We start from the raw sequence: 12,464 nt of genomic DNA, 5'->3' as shown, positions 1-12,464 counted from the left end.
GTCTTTCAATGGCGAGAGCAAGGACAGCACCAGGAACAGGCATGCAACCTCTCCCCAGAGCTGATTGGGCACTATTTCTCGACATTGACGGCACCCTGATCGAACACGCCGATCATCCCGAAGGGGTCGAAATCCCCGAATATCTCCCGGACCTGCTCACCGTGCTGCAGACGTCGCTCGGCGGCGCTGTGGCGCTGGTATCCGGCCGCAGCATCGACTGGATGGACCACCGGCTCGCGCCGGCCCGCCTCCCCGCCGCCGGCCAGCACGGCGCGGAGATACGGCTCGCGCCGGACGCGCCCTCGGTGCCGATCCCGACGCCGAAATGGCGCAAGCCGCTCGAGCAGACGCTCGAGCGCGAGATGGCGGCCTGGCCGGGCGTCTATATCGAGCACAAGCCGCTGTCGCTGGCCGTGCACTACCGCGCCGTGCCGGAATCCGGCGACGAGATCATGGCCAAGGTGGTGGAAGCGAGCGCGCGCATCGGCGGCGAGGTGGAGTTCCTCAAGGGCCGCTTCGTGGTCGAGCTGCGCCAGAGCGGCCACGACAAGGGCACCGCCGTCGACACGCTGATGGGCAGCGCGATCTTCACCGGCCGCAAGCCGGTTTTCCTGGGCGACGACGTCACCGACGAAGACGGGTTCCGCGCCGCTCGTGCGGTGGGTGGCCTCGCCATCGCGGTGGGACCGCGCCCGACCACGCAAGCCGATTTCCGCCTCGCCACGCCAGAGGACGTGCGCAAATGGCTCGGCGACATCCCTCAAGCCCTGGAGCGTGTGCCCTCGTGAGCCAGAACCTCAATCTCGCCGCCATCGGCAACGGGACCATCGCAGCGCTGATCGACACAAAGGGGCGCCTGAGCTGGTGCTGCTGGCCCCGGATCGACGGCGACCCGATCTTCTCCGCCCTGCTCGGCGGGGAGGAGCCGGAGGCCGGCTTCTTCGACGTGCTGCTCGACGGGCAGGTCGCGAGCTCGCGCAGCTACCGGCGCAACACCGCGATCATCGAGACCATTCTCGAGAACGCGGACGGGGCGAAGCTTCGCATCATCGACTTCGCGCCGCGCTTCAAGCTCTATGACCGCATCTACCGGCCGGCCACGCTGGTGCGTCGGATCCAACCGATCTCCGGCACCTGCCGCATCACCATCCGCCTGCGGCCGCACTTCCACTGGGGCGAGCAGCGGCCGAAGGCGGTGCGCGGCTCCAACCACATGCGCTTCGCCGGCGACGACTTCACCCTGCGCGCCACCACCGACCTGCCCATCGTCTATGTGATGGAGGAGCGCCCCTTCGTCCTCAGCCAGACGGCGACCATCGTGCTGGGGCCGGACGAGCCGTTCGCCTCCAGCCTGACCGACACCGCGCACAATTTCGAGGAGCGCACCTGCGACTACTGGTGGGAATGGGTGCGCTACCTCTCGATCCCGTTCGAATGGCAGGACGCGGTGGTGCGCGCCGCCATCTCGCTCAAGCTGTGCGCCTTCGAGGAGACCGGCGGCATCGTCGCCGCCCTCACCACCTCGATCCCCGAAGCGCCGAACACGGTACGCAACTGGGACTACCGCCACTGCTGGCTGCGCGATTCCTACTTCACCGTGCGCGCGCTCAACCAGCTCGGCGCCACGCGCACCATGGAAGACTACATTCGCTACCTCACCACGGTGATCGCCTCCGAGCCCTCGGGGCGGCTCGCGCCGGTCTATTCCATCGTGCCCGGCACGCATCTGGAGGAGCGCTTCGCCCCTGCCCTGCCCGGCTTCCGCGGCATGGGGCCGGTGCGGGTCGGCAACCAGGCGGCCGAGCAGGTGCAGAACGACGGCTACGGCCATGTCGTGCTGGCGGCGGCGCAGATGTTCTTCGACGACCGGCTGCCCAAGCGCGGCGACAAGGCGCTGTTCAACCTGCTGGAAGGGGTCGGCGCGCGCGCGGCGGAATTCGCCTTCGAGCCCGATGCCGGCCTGTGGGAGCTGCGCGGGCGGCGGCGCGTCCACACCTTCTCGGCGGTGATGGGCTGGGCCGCCTGCGACCGCCTGGCGCGCATCGCCCGCGTGCTCGACCTGCCCGACCGGGTCACCTACTGGTCCGACCACGCCAACGAGATCCGCAAGCGCACGCTCGCCTTCGCCTGGAACGAGGAGAAGGGCAGCTTCGTCGACGCCGATGTCGACGGCCAGCTCGACGCCTCGCTGCTGCTGCTCGCCGAGCTCGGCTTCGTGCGGCCGGACGACCCGCGCTACGTCGCCACGGTCGAGGCCATCGGCCGCGACCTGAAGCGCAACGGCTATCTGATGCGCTATGCCAACGAGGACGATTTCGGCCTGCCGGAGAGCTCCTTCACCATCTGCTCGTTCTGGTACGCCTGCGCGCTCGACCTGATCGGCCATCGCGACGAGGCGCGCGAGATGTTCACCAGCTTGCTTGCCCGGCGCAACGAGGCTGGTCTGCTGTCGGAAGACATCGACAACCAGTCGCTGGAGCTGTGGGGCAACATCCCCCAGACCTACTCCATGGTCGGCCTGATCGACACGGCGATGCGGCTGTCGAAGACGTGGGAGGAAGCGTTCTGGCGAGGCTCGTAGTCGTTTCAAACCGGGTCGCATCACCCAAGGAGCGGGCCGCCAAGGCCGGCGGGCTGGCGGTCGCGCTGCGCGAAGCGCTCAGCAAGCGCGGCGGCCTCTGGTTCGGCTGGAGCGGGGAGACCGAGGTCGGCGCCCCGCCCGAGCCGAAGATCTTCCGCTCCGGGCGCATCACCTACGGCCTGCTCACCCTCGATCCGGAGGACCAGCGCGCGCACTATGCCGGCTATGCCAACGGCACGCTCTGGCCGCTCTGCCACTACCGGCTGGGCCTGCTGGCCTTCCGCCGCGCCGACTGGGAAGGCTACCGGCGGGTCAACGAGCATTTCGCGCGCGCGCTGCTGCCGCTGCTGAAGCCGGACGACATCATCTGGGTCCACGACTACCACTTCATTCCGCTGGCGGCGGAGCTGCGCAAGCTCGGCTTCGAGGGGCGCGTGGGCTATTTCCACCATATACCGTGGCCGGCGACGGCGGTGTTCCTCTCCCTGCCCTCGCACGCCGCGCTGGTGCGCGACCTGTCGCATTACGACCTCGTCGGGCTGCAGACCGAGAACGACGTGCGCGCGCTGCTCACCTACATCTCGTCGGAATCGCGCGGCTGGCTGGCGCCGGGCGGCGTGGTCAATCTGCGCGAGCGCACCTTCCGGGTCGCCGCCTACCCGATCGGCATCGACGCCGAGGCGTTCGTGCAGGACGCCAAGGACGCGGTCGGCAGCGACGAGATGAAGCGCCTGCGCGCCAGCCTCGCCGGCAAGGCGCTGGCGGTCGGCGTCGACCGGCTCGACTATTCCAAGGGCCTGCCGAACAAGTTCGCCGCCTTCGGCGAGCTGTTGAAGAACTGGCCCGAGCACCGCTCCAAGGTCACCATGATGCAGATCGCCCCGCTGAGCCGGGGCGAGGTGGCCGAATATCGCGCGCTGCGCCGGGAGCTGGAGGAGCTGGCGGGTTCGATCAACGGCGAATATGCCGAATTCGACTGGGTCCCGCTGCGCTATCTCAACCGCCCGTTCCAGCGCGCCACCCTCGCCGCCATCTACCGCACGGCGCGGATCGGCGTGGTGACGCCGCTGCGCGACGGGATGAACCTCGTCGCCAAGGAATATGTCGCCGCGCAGAATCCGCGGGACCCGGGCGTCCTGATGCTCTCGCGCTTCGCAGGCGCCGTCGACGAGATGACCGGCGCGCTGATCGTCAATCCCTACGACGTCGAGGGCATGGGCGAGGCGCTGCACACCGCGCTCGTCATGCCGCTGGAGGAGCGCCGCGAACGCTGGCGCACCAACATGAAGAACGTCGAGACCAACACCATCCACCACTGGTGCGAGCGCTTCATTGCCGAGCTATCCTCGTCCCAGGAGGCGCTGCCCGATCCGCTCACTGCCGAGCACCAGGCGCATCGCTGAAGCCCCGCATCCTCGCGACCGGAAGCACCATGTGGCAGATCCCGATACATCCGGCCAACGAGGCCTCCCGGCTCCAGGCACTTACGGCGTGCGACATCATGGACACGCCGCGCGAGGAGGAGTTCGACCGGCTCACCTGGCTGGCGCAGAGCTTCTATGATGCCGACGTCGCCTTCATGGGCTTCATCGACGATTCCTACCAGTGGATGAAGTCGGTCACGTCGAGCGCCATCGGCAACGCGATCACACGCAACCGCTCGGTGTGCCAGGTCATGGTCGCGACCGGGGAGCCGCTCGTCGTCGGCGACCTGCGCACCGACCCGCGCTTCGCCGGCCATCCGGTGGCGCCCCAGCTTCCGCTGCGCTTCTATGCCGGCGTGCCGCTGCGCGTGCCGCCCGACCTCGTCATCGGCTCGCTATGCATCATGCGCCGGCGCGAGGGGCTGGAGCCGGACTTCGACGTCGCCCCGCTGGAGGCGCTCGCGGCGATCGCCGTCGACGAGCTGGAGCTGCGCCGCCTCAACCGCGAGCTGACGCGGCTGAACCGCGTCGACGCGCTGACCGGCCTTGCCAACCGGCGCGCCTTCGACGAGGAGCTGGTACGCGCGGGCCTGCGCTGCCAGCGCACCGGCGAGACGCTGTCGGTGATGCTGATGGACATCGACCACTTCAAGTCGCTCAACGACAGCAGCGGCCACAGCGCCGGAGACGACGCGCTGCGACGGATCGGGGCCGCGCTCGGCACCGCCGCCCTGCGGCAGGAGGACACGATGGCGCGCTATGGCGGCGAGGAGTTCGCCGCCATCCTCGTCGGCAGCGGCACGACCGGCGCCCGCCTCGTCGCCGACCGCGTCCGCGCGGCGGTGAGCGAAGCCTCCATCCTCCACCCGCTGACCGGCGTCCTGACGCTGAGCATCGGCATCGCCACCCGCTCCGCCGACGGGCTGCACCCGTCCGGCGCCGGCCTCGACGAACTTGCCCTGCGCATGCTGGTCAACGAGGCCGACACCGCGCTCTACGCCGCCAAGCGCGGCGGGCGCAACACCGTCGTCAGCCACGGCGGGCCGACAGAGTAGAACCCTCCCGCCAGCCGCCGTGCCGTCCGCGGGCGCCTACCGGCCGGAATCCGACAGCCAGCGGACCGACATGGCGAAGCTCTTCGAGCCGCCCGGCGGGATGAGCGAGATTCCGGGCTTCTGCGTGAACTCGGTCGGCCCCTCCTGCGGGCTCGCATAGCCCGACCACGGCTCGATGCACAGGAACGGCGCGCCGGGCTTCGACCAGACGCCGAGCTGCGGCATGCCGGGAAAGGCGATCTCCAGCCCGGGCTCGCCCGGCACGCCGTAGCGGACATGGTGCGAGCGCACATGCAGGAAGATGAGCGCGTCGCGCTCGAACATGGCGTCGTTCAGCTCCATGGCCGCTTCCACCGCCGGGTTCGGCTCGGTGGCAGTCGAGAGCAGCCCGCCCACGGGACGGTGGATCGGCTCGACCTCGGCCTTCTCGAACACGAGGTGGTGCTCGGCGCGGGTGCCCATATAGGGCAGCGGCCAGCGGAACGCGGGATGAAAGCCGAAGCTCGCCGGCAGCGGCTCGGCACCGGGATTGGCGACATCGGCCTCGATGGTGAGGGTCGCCTCCTCCAGCGTGTAGGTGACCGTGAGCAGGAACTCGAACGGGTACTGCCTGCGGGTCTCCTCGTCCGGCTCCAGCACGAAGCGCGCCGAATCGTCGGTCCGGCTCGCCACCACGAACGGGCGGCGGCGGGCGAAGCCATGCTGCGACATCGGATAGGCGACGCCCTTGTGCACGAGCTGGTCGCCGGGCAGCCGGCCGACGATCGGAAACAGCAGCGGCGCATGCCCGGTCCAGAAGGCGGGATCGCCGTTCCAGAGCAGATCGAGCCCCTCCGCGTCGGTGAGCCTCACCAGCTCGGCGCCGAGCGGCGCGATCTCCGCACTGAACATGCTCGATTTCAGTTTGACTGGCCCGTCACTCATTAGCTTCCCCGTCTCGACATCGCCGGTTTTCAGGGCTACCGACACAGCGCGGGTGCGTGCATCCGCTGAGCCGCATCCACCTCACCCGTCGCGCATCCTCGCGCCCCGTCCGGTTCCATCATGGCCCAGACTCTCGGCCCTGTCGCCGCGCTCCTGCTCGGCGTGTTCTTCCTTGTCACCGGCAGCGGCCTGCAGAACACACTGCTTCCGCTGCGCGGCGCGTTCGAGGGCTTCAGCGCCATCGATCTCGGCATATTGGGGTCGAGCTACTATCTGGGCTTCGTGCTGGGCTGCCTGCTGGTGCCGCATCTGGTGCGGCGCTCGGGCCATATCCGCGCCTTCGCCGCGCTCACCTCCGGGGTGGTGGCGACGATGCTGGCGCACCCGCTGCTGGTCGACCCCTATGTCTGGTTCGGCCTGCGCGCGGTCACCGGCTTCTGCTTCGCCGGGCTCTACCTCGTGATCGAGAGCTGGCTCAACGACCGCGCCACCAACCAGACGCGCGGCTTCGTCATGGGCTCCTACGTCATGGTCGACTATGCGGCGCTGACCGCCGGCCAGATGATGATCACGCTGTTCCCGGTCAGCGGCTTCCAGCTCTTCGCCATTGCCACCATCCTGTTCGCGCTGGCGACGCTGCCGGTGGTGATGACCACCAGCAAGCAGCCCGCGCCGATCGAGACCGCGCGGATCCGCATCCCCCACCTGTTCCGCGCCGCGCCGGTGGCGCTGGTGGGCTGCTTCATCATCGGCCTCACCAACGGCTCGCTGTGGAGCCTCGGGCCGATCTTCGCCATCGGACGCGGTCTGACCGCGGACGGGGCAGCGACCTTCATGAGCGCGGTCGTCGTCGCCGGCGCCATCGCGCAGTGGCCGGTCGGCTACCTGTCCGACCGCATGGACCGCCGGCGCATCCTCGCCGCGCTCATGGTCGGCGCGATGCTGGCCGGGCTCGCGCTCGGCGCCCTGCACTTCACCCTCTCCGGCCTCAGCGTGCTCGGCCTCATCTTCGGCGCGCTGGCGCTGCCGGCCTATTCGCTGGCGGCCGCGCACGCCTATGACCGCACCTCGCCCTCGGAATCCGTTGAGACGGCGGCCGGGCTCCTGCTCATCTACGGCATCGGCTCGGTGCTCGGCCCGTCCGTCGCCTCCTTCGGCATGGCGCATTACGGGCCCGGCGCGCTGTTCTACTTCACCGCCGCGGCGCACACGCTGCTGCTGCTGTTCGTGGTGTGGCGGCTGAGCCACCGGCCGGCTGCGGAGCGCTTCGTCAGCGACACCATCGCCTCGGCGCCGACAGGCACCGTTCCGATGCCGGATGCCGAGCCGGACCCGACCGCCGGCATGGACGACCCGGAACCGGCCGCCCCCGCGCCGGGCGCCGACCCGCAGCCGGGCGCGGCTTCCGCTGCCGGCGCTCCCGGCGAGGAGCCCTTCCCCCAGTCCCAGGACGGCCGCTCGGACGGCGCCTGAGCCTTCCCGCCCCGGGCGGCGCAAGGGCCGGGAACCGGAACGCGCCTGTGCCGTTGACGGCGCAACACAGCGGGGTAGGCCATGTTCAAATACGCCGTCATCTTCCTCGTCATCTCGCTCGTCGCCGGGGCCATCGGCTTCACCGACATCTCCGCTGCGGCGCGGCGCATCTCGATGATCCTGTTCGGGCTGTTCTTCCTCGGTTTCCTGCTGCTGGTCGGCCTCGCCATGCTGGTGGACCAGGCGATGACGACACCCTGAGCGCGCCGCGCGGGGCTTGACCTATCGCAAGGTAAGAAGGTGCCGGCAGGCCTAGGCTTCGTCCATCAATGGAGGAAGCCATGCCCACCGAAACCCTTTATTTCCTGATCTTTACGCTGATCGCCTTTGGCGGCTTCGCGGTGACGCTCGCCTATGTGGACGCCTCCACGAAGCGGACGCGCCGGCACAATCACCCGCTTCCGGGCGAATGATCCCGGCCTGAGCGGACGCCGGACGAGGCTAGGTGCCGCCGATCAGAATGCCGGTGGCCAGCACCAGCAGGCCGCCGATCACCACCTGCACCGCCGCGCGTAGGAACGGCGTTTCCATGTAGCGGTTCTGGATCCAGGTGATCGCCCACAATTCGGCGAAGACGACGACGATGGCGATGCCCGTCGCCGTCCAGAAGTCCGGGATCAGATAGGGCAGAGCGTGGCCGAGGCCGCCGACCGCCGTCATGATCCCCGAGGCGAGGCCGCGCTTGACCGGCGAGCCGCGGCCCGAGATCACCCCATCATCATGCGCGGCTTCGGTGAAGCCCATCGAGATGCCCGCGCCGAGCGCCGCCGCGAGGCCGACCTGAAGGGTCGTCCATGAATTCTGCGTGGCGAAGGCGGTGGCGAAGATCGGCGCCAGCGTGGAGACCGACCCGTCCATCAGCCCGGCGAGGCCCGGCTGCACCCAGGTGAGCACGAACTGGCGCCGCGCGCGGTCGTCCTCCTCCTGCCGCGCATCGCTCGTCCGATGCGCCGCCTCCATGTGCTCGGCGAGGTCGTAGTGCTTGCGCTCCTCCATGGCGAGGTCGCCGAGCAGCTTGCGGGTCGCGGGATCGGTGCTCGCCTGTGCGGCGCGCGTATAGAAGGCGGCGGCATCGTCCTCCATACGCGCGGCCTCCTCGCGGATGCGATCGATGCCGAGATTCTCCACCAGCCACACCGGCCGGCGCGAATAATAGCCGGCGACGTGCTCGCGGCGGATGAGCGGGATCACCCGCCCGAAGCGCCGCTGGAACTGGTCGATGAGGCGGGCGCGATGGCCGTCCTCCTCCTTCGCCATTTCGTCGAAGGTGGCGGCGGTATCGGGGAAATCATGGCGCAGCTTCTCGGCATAGGTGGCGTAGATGCGCCCGTCATCCTCTTCCGAGGAGATGGCGAGCGCGAGCACCTCCGCCTCCGACAGGTCGGAGAAGCGCCGGCGATTGGCGAAGCTGGCGAACATGGGTCACCTTATTAGAACAATTCTAATATATAGACTTATGCCGCACCGCGGGAGGGAGGGCAATGGGCAGTTGCCGCCCCCTCGCCAACCCTGTCGTAGAGGCACGGCCAAATAGTTAGGTATTGACCTAACTATTAGCGTGCCGTAGCGTCACGTCATGAGCCTGAATCCCGCCCCTCTCGACGACGCGTTCCGCGCCCTGGCCGATCCCACCCGGCGGGCCGTGGTGGAAGCGCTGGCGCGCGGGCCGGCGACGGTGAGCGAGCTCGCCCGACCTTTCGACATGGCCATGCCGAGCTTCCTTCAGCACCTCAAGGTGCTGGAGGAAGGGGGGCTGGTGGCGACCAGCAAGAAGGGGCGCGTGCGCACCTGCGCGCTGCGCCCGGAACCGCTCGCCGCGGTCGGCGGGTGGCTCGACGCACAGCGCGCGCTCTGGACGCAGCGGCTCGACCAGCTCGACCGCCTGCTTCTCTCCCTTAAGAACGACGAGGAACGCCGATGACCGCCAAGCCGCATGTCCTGTTCGATCCCGCGCTCGATCTCGAATTGAGGCGGGAGGTCGACGTCTCCCCGCAGCTCGTCTGGCGCGCGTGGACGGAGCCCGAGCTGCTGATGAAGTGGTTCACGCCCGCTCCCTGGCGCACCACGGCCTGCGAGCTCGACCTGCGGCCGGGCGGCAGGTTCCGCACCCGCATGGAAGGACCGGAAGGCGAGGTGCACGACAGCACCGGCTGCGTGCTCGCGCTGGTGCCGGGAAGCTACCTGCTTTTCACCGACGCGCTCGGCCCCGGCTTCCGGCCGCTCGGCTCGGGCTTCATGACCGCCTCGGTCGAGATCACGCCCACGGACGGCGGGACACTCTACGTGGCCCGCGCCGTCCACAAGGATGCCGAGGACAAGGCGAGGCACGAGGCCATGGGCTTCCATCAGGGCTGGAGCACCGCGTTCGACCAGCTCGTGGCGATGGTGCGCGGCCTCTGAGCCGCGTGATCGAGCTTAGTTCGAGGCGTCCGGCCGGCCGTCGTCGTCCATATCCGCATGGAAGACGTGCAGCACATGGTGGACGATCGGCGACAGGACGACGCCGGTGGCGAGCACGATGACGAGGCCGGAAAAGATGGCGTAGGAGCCGGCAAAGATCTTGCCGGCTTCGCTGTGCAGCTCGCCCATCGGACCTATGCCGGAGAGGATCATCGCCGCGTTGAGATAGGCATCGGTGAGGTCCATGCCCTCGAACCCGGCATAGCCGGCGATGCCGATGCCGAGCCCGAACAGCATGATGGCGAACCAGATGGCGACCGCCGTGCCGAGGCGGCCGAAGAAGACGCGGCGGGTGGTGTAGGGCCGCTCCACCCGGCTCCAGAACGACAAGGGCGGCGCCACCCGTGCTTTCCGGGGGGACGCCGCCCTCTTGGTCGTCTTGTTCGCCGTTCCGCGCACCATGGCGCCCGACCTTTGCGGCCGGCTCCCTCAGTTGTCGAGGAAGCTCCGGAGCTTGCGCGAGCGGCTCGGGTGCTTGAGCTTGCGCAGCGCCTTGGCTTCGATCTGCCGGATGCGCTCGCGCGTCACCGAGAACTGCTGGCCCACTTCCTCCAGCGTGTGGTCGGTGTTCATGCCGATGCCGAAGCGCATGCGCAGCACGCGCTCCTCGCGCGGCGTGAGCGAGGCGAGGACCCGCGTCGTGGTCTCGCGCAGATTGCTCTGGATCGCCGCGTCGATCGGCAGGATCGCGTTCTTGTCCTCGATGAAGTCGCCGAGGTGGCTGTCTTCCTCGTCGCCGATCGGCGTCTCGAGGCTGATCGGCTCCTTGGCGATCTTCAGGACCTTGCGCACCTTCTCCAGCGGCATGCCGAGCTTCTCGGCCAGCTCCTCCGGGGTCGGCTCGCGGCCGATCTCGTGCAGCATCTGGCGCGAGGTCCGCACGATCTTGTTGATCGTCTCGATCATGTGCACCGGGATGCGGATGGTGCGCGCCTGGTCGGCGATCGAGCGGGTGATCGCCTGGCGGATCCACCACGTCGCATAGGTCGAGAACTTGTAGCCGCGCCGGTACTCGAACTTGTCGACCGCCTTCATCAGGCCGATGTTGCCCTCCTGGATCAGGTCCAGGAACTGCAGGCCGCGGTTCGTGTACTTCTTGGCGATGGAGATGACGAGGCGCAAATTCGCCTCCACCATTTCCTTCTTCGCCTGGCGGGCTTCCTTCTCGCCCTTCTGCACCATCTGCACGATCTTGCGGAACTCGGAGATCTCCAGCCCCGTCTCGGTGGCGAGGGCATGGATTTCCGAGCGCAGGTCGCGGATGCCGTCGAGCTCCTGGCCGACGAAGCCCTTCCAGCCGCGCGAGGTCAGGTTCTTCACCCGGTTGATCCACTTGGGATCGAGCTCGGAGCCCTGATACTGCTTGAGGAAGTCCTCGCGGGCGACGCCGAAGCTCTCGGCGAGGCGCATCAGCCGACCCTCGAGCGAAACGAGGCGCTTGTTGATGTCGTAGAGCTGCTCCACGAGGTTGTCGATGCGCGCCTGGTTGAGCGACAGCGACTTCACGTCGAGGATCAGGTCTTCCTTGAGCTTCTTGTACTTGCGGTCCTGCGCCGGCGAGAGGCTCTCGTTCTTGAGCTTCGACTCGACGTTCTGGTCCTGCAGGCGGCGCAGCTTCTTGTAGAAGTCGGCGATGCGGTCGAAGGTCTCGAGAACCTTCGGCTTGATCTCGGCCTCCATCGCGGCGAGCGACAGGGAGTTCTCCATGTCGTCGTCATCGTCATTGGCGATGGTCTCGCCGATGGTCGGCTCGCGCTCCTCGGTGTTCTCGGGCGCGATCGAGCCGCCCTCGACGATCGGGCCATTCTTCGCCTCGGGACCCGCATAGGTCGCTTCGAGGTCGATGATGTCGCGCAGGAGGACCTTACCCTCCACCAGCTCGTCGCGCCAGATGATGATGGCCTGGAAGGTCAGCGGGCTCTCGCAGAGGCCCGCGATCATCGCCTCGCGGCCGGCCTCGATGCGCTTGGCGATCGCGATCTCGCCCTCGCGCGAGAGCAGCTCGACCGAGCCCATCTCGCGCAGATACATGCGGACCGGATCGTCGGTGCGCTCGCCCGGCTCGGACTTGGTCTCGGAGCGGACGACCGCGCGAGGGGCCGCCTCGGCAAGCTCGCCACCCGACTCTTCTTCCTCCTCGCCGGCCTCGGCCGCGCCTTCCTCGGTCTCGCCCTCGGCGTCGGCGTCCTCGGCCTCGACGACGTTGATGCCCATCTCGTTGAGCATGGCGTAAATATCCTCGATCTGGTCCGAGGATACCTCGTTGGAGGGGAGGACCTCGTTCAGCTCGTCATAGGTGACATAGCCCCGCTTCTTGGCGAGCTTGATCATCTTCCGGACGGCAGCGTCCGAAAGGTCGAGCAACGGGCTGTCCGGGGTGTCACCGTCCTTCTCAGGGGCTTCCGTCGCTTCCGCTGCCTGCTTCGCCATGCGTGTGCTCCTCAAGCGCCGAGCGGCGTCCCGCTCCGGCGACCACGGACGCCGCTC

Annotated in this window: 13 protein-coding genes; 9 read left to right on the top strand and 4 right to left on the bottom strand. The window is 68.4% G+C overall.

The window, feature by feature from the left end:
• Positions 1 to 41 precede the first annotated feature (41 nt).
• Genes otsB through NVS83_RS04595 form a run of 4 tightly spaced genes read left to right on the top strand, consistent with a single transcriptional unit; the run spans position 42 to position 5,060 of the window.
• A complete protein-coding gene (otsB, locus tag NVS83_RS04610; protein WP_258730656.1) occupies positions 42 to 788 on the top strand; it encodes a trehalose-phosphatase in 747 nt (248 codons plus the stop codon).
• Complete coding sequence (locus NVS83_RS04605) at positions 785 to 2,581, top strand: glycoside hydrolase family 15 protein (protein ID WP_258738266.1); 1,797 nt, start codon at positions 785 to 787, stop codon at positions 2,579 to 2,581. The genes otsB and NVS83_RS04605 overlap by 4 nt, the downstream gene beginning before the upstream one ends.
• Complete coding sequence (locus NVS83_RS04600; RefSeq protein ID WP_258731491.1) at positions 2,566 to 3,984, top strand: alpha,alpha-trehalose-phosphate synthase (UDP-forming); 1,419 nt, start codon at positions 2,566 to 2,568, stop codon at positions 3,982 to 3,984. Before NVS83_RS04605 ends, NVS83_RS04600 begins: the two co-directional genes overlap by 16 nt.
• A 29-nt stretch (positions 3,985 to 4,013) precedes the next feature.
• Complete coding sequence (locus NVS83_RS04595; protein ID WP_258738265.1) at positions 4,014 to 5,060, top strand: sensor domain-containing diguanylate cyclase; 1,047 nt, start codon at positions 4,014 to 4,016, stop codon at positions 5,058 to 5,060.
• A 36-nt stretch (positions 5,061 to 5,096) separates the two neighbouring features.
• Here the strand turns inward: NVS83_RS04595 and NVS83_RS04590 are convergent, their stop codons facing one another.
• Positions 5,097 to 5,951, bottom strand: coding sequence for an aldose 1-epimerase family protein (locus NVS83_RS04590; protein ID WP_309486169.1), 855 nt, complete (start codon positions 5,949 to 5,951; stop codon positions 5,097 to 5,099).
• A 153-nt stretch (positions 5,952 to 6,104) separates the two neighbouring features.
• On the opposite strand from NVS83_RS04590, the gene NVS83_RS04585 reads away from it, so the two are divergent.
• The 3 genes from NVS83_RS04585 to NVS83_RS04575 all read left to right on the top strand — a co-directional run bounded on the left by NVS83_RS04585 (position 6,105) and on the right by NVS83_RS04575 (position 7,930).
• Entirely contained in the window at positions 6,105 to 7,457 is a 1,353-nt protein-coding gene (locus tag NVS83_RS04585; protein ID WP_258738263.1) for an MFS transporter, read from the top strand.
• 81 nt (positions 7,458 to 7,538) lie between these two features.
• Positions 7,539 to 7,718 (top strand): DUF1328 domain-containing protein, encoded by a 180-nt coding sequence (locus tag NVS83_RS04580; RefSeq protein ID WP_258738262.1) that lies wholly within the window; start codon positions 7,539 to 7,541, stop codon positions 7,716 to 7,718.
• Between the two features lie 80 nt (positions 7,719 to 7,798).
• A complete protein-coding gene (locus NVS83_RS04575) occupies positions 7,799 to 7,930 on the top strand; it encodes a hypothetical protein (RefSeq protein ID WP_258730662.1) in 132 nt (43 codons plus the stop codon).
• A gap of 28 nt (positions 7,931 to 7,958) precedes the next feature.
• Here the strand turns inward: NVS83_RS04575 and mbfA are convergent, their stop codons facing one another.
• The gene (gene mbfA / locus NVS83_RS04570; protein ID WP_258738261.1) at positions 7,959 to 8,936 is read right to left on the bottom strand and encodes an iron exporter MbfA; all 978 of its coding nucleotides are present in this window, start codon (positions 8,934 to 8,936) and stop codon (positions 7,959 to 7,961) included.
• A gap of 157 nt (positions 8,937 to 9,093) precedes the next feature.
• Here mbfA and NVS83_RS04565 point away from each other — a divergent pair, with 157 nt between their 5' ends.
• Both NVS83_RS04565 and NVS83_RS04560 read left to right on the top strand, forming a co-directional pair.
• Positions 9,094 to 9,438 carry an ArsR/SmtB family transcription factor gene (locus NVS83_RS04565; protein WP_258730664.1) on the top strand — a complete coding sequence of 115 codons (345 nt, stop codon included), beginning with the start codon at positions 9,094 to 9,096 and terminating at the stop codon, positions 9,436 to 9,438.
• Positions 9,435 to 9,917 (top strand): SRPBCC family protein, encoded by a 483-nt coding sequence (locus NVS83_RS04560; RefSeq protein ID WP_258738260.1) that lies wholly within the window; start codon positions 9,435 to 9,437, stop codon positions 9,915 to 9,917. The genes NVS83_RS04565 and NVS83_RS04560 overlap by 4 nt, the downstream gene beginning before the upstream one ends.
• 15 nt (positions 9,918 to 9,932) lie before the next feature.
• Here NVS83_RS04560 and NVS83_RS04555 read toward each other — a convergent pair whose 3' ends face one another.
• Complete coding sequence (locus NVS83_RS04555) at positions 9,933 to 10,319, bottom strand: hypothetical protein (RefSeq protein WP_258738259.1); 387 nt, start codon at positions 10,317 to 10,319, stop codon at positions 9,933 to 9,935.
• 87 nt (positions 10,320 to 10,406) lie between these two features.
• Positions 10,407 to 12,407, bottom strand: coding sequence for an RNA polymerase sigma factor RpoD (gene rpoD, locus NVS83_RS04550; RefSeq protein ID WP_258730667.1), 2,001 nt, complete (start codon positions 12,405 to 12,407; stop codon positions 10,407 to 10,409).
• Positions 12,408 to 12,464 lie beyond the last annotated feature (57 nt).

The sequence above is a fragment of the Ancylobacter mangrovi genome (genome assembly GCF_024752335.1).
Taxonomy (GTDB): Bacteria; Pseudomonadota; Alphaproteobacteria; order Rhizobiales; family Xanthobacteraceae; genus Ancylobacter; species Ancylobacter mangrovi.
Note: the sequence above shows the minus strand (reverse complement) of the source record. Positions and strands in the feature narration are given on the sequence as shown.

Coding starts and splice junctions, on each gene's coding strand:
- otsB (WP_258730656.1), top strand. CDS start 42: ATGCAACCTCTCCCCAGAGCTGATTGGGCACTATTTCTCGACATTGAC.
- NVS83_RS04595 (WP_258738265.1), top strand. CDS start 4,014: ATGTGGCAGATCCCGATACATCCGGCCAACGAGGCCTCCCGGCTCCAG.
- NVS83_RS04590 (WP_309486169.1), bottom strand. CDS start 5,951: ATGTTCAGTGCGGAGATCGCGCCGCTCGGCGCCGAGCTGGTGAGGCTC.
- NVS83_RS04585 (WP_258738263.1), top strand. CDS start 6,105: ATGGCCCAGACTCTCGGCCCTGTCGCCGCGCTCCTGCTCGGCGTGTTC.
- NVS83_RS04580 (WP_258738262.1), top strand. CDS start 7,539: ATGTTCAAATACGCCGTCATCTTCCTCGTCATCTCGCTCGTCGCCGGG.
- NVS83_RS04575 (WP_258730662.1), top strand. CDS start 7,799: ATGCCCACCGAAACCCTTTATTTCCTGATCTTTACGCTGATCGCCTTT.
- mbfA (WP_258738261.1), bottom strand. CDS start 8,936: ATGTTCGCCAGCTTCGCCAATCGCCGGCGCTTCTCCGACCTGTCGGAG.
- NVS83_RS04565 (WP_258730664.1), top strand. CDS start 9,094: ATGAGCCTGAATCCCGCCCCTCTCGACGACGCGTTCCGCGCCCTGGCC.
- NVS83_RS04560 (WP_258738260.1), top strand. CDS start 9,435: ATGACCGCCAAGCCGCATGTCCTGTTCGATCCCGCGCTCGATCTCGAA.
- rpoD (WP_258730667.1), bottom strand. CDS start 12,407: ATGGCGAAGCAGGCAGCGGAAGCGACGGAAGCCCCTGAGAAGGACGGT.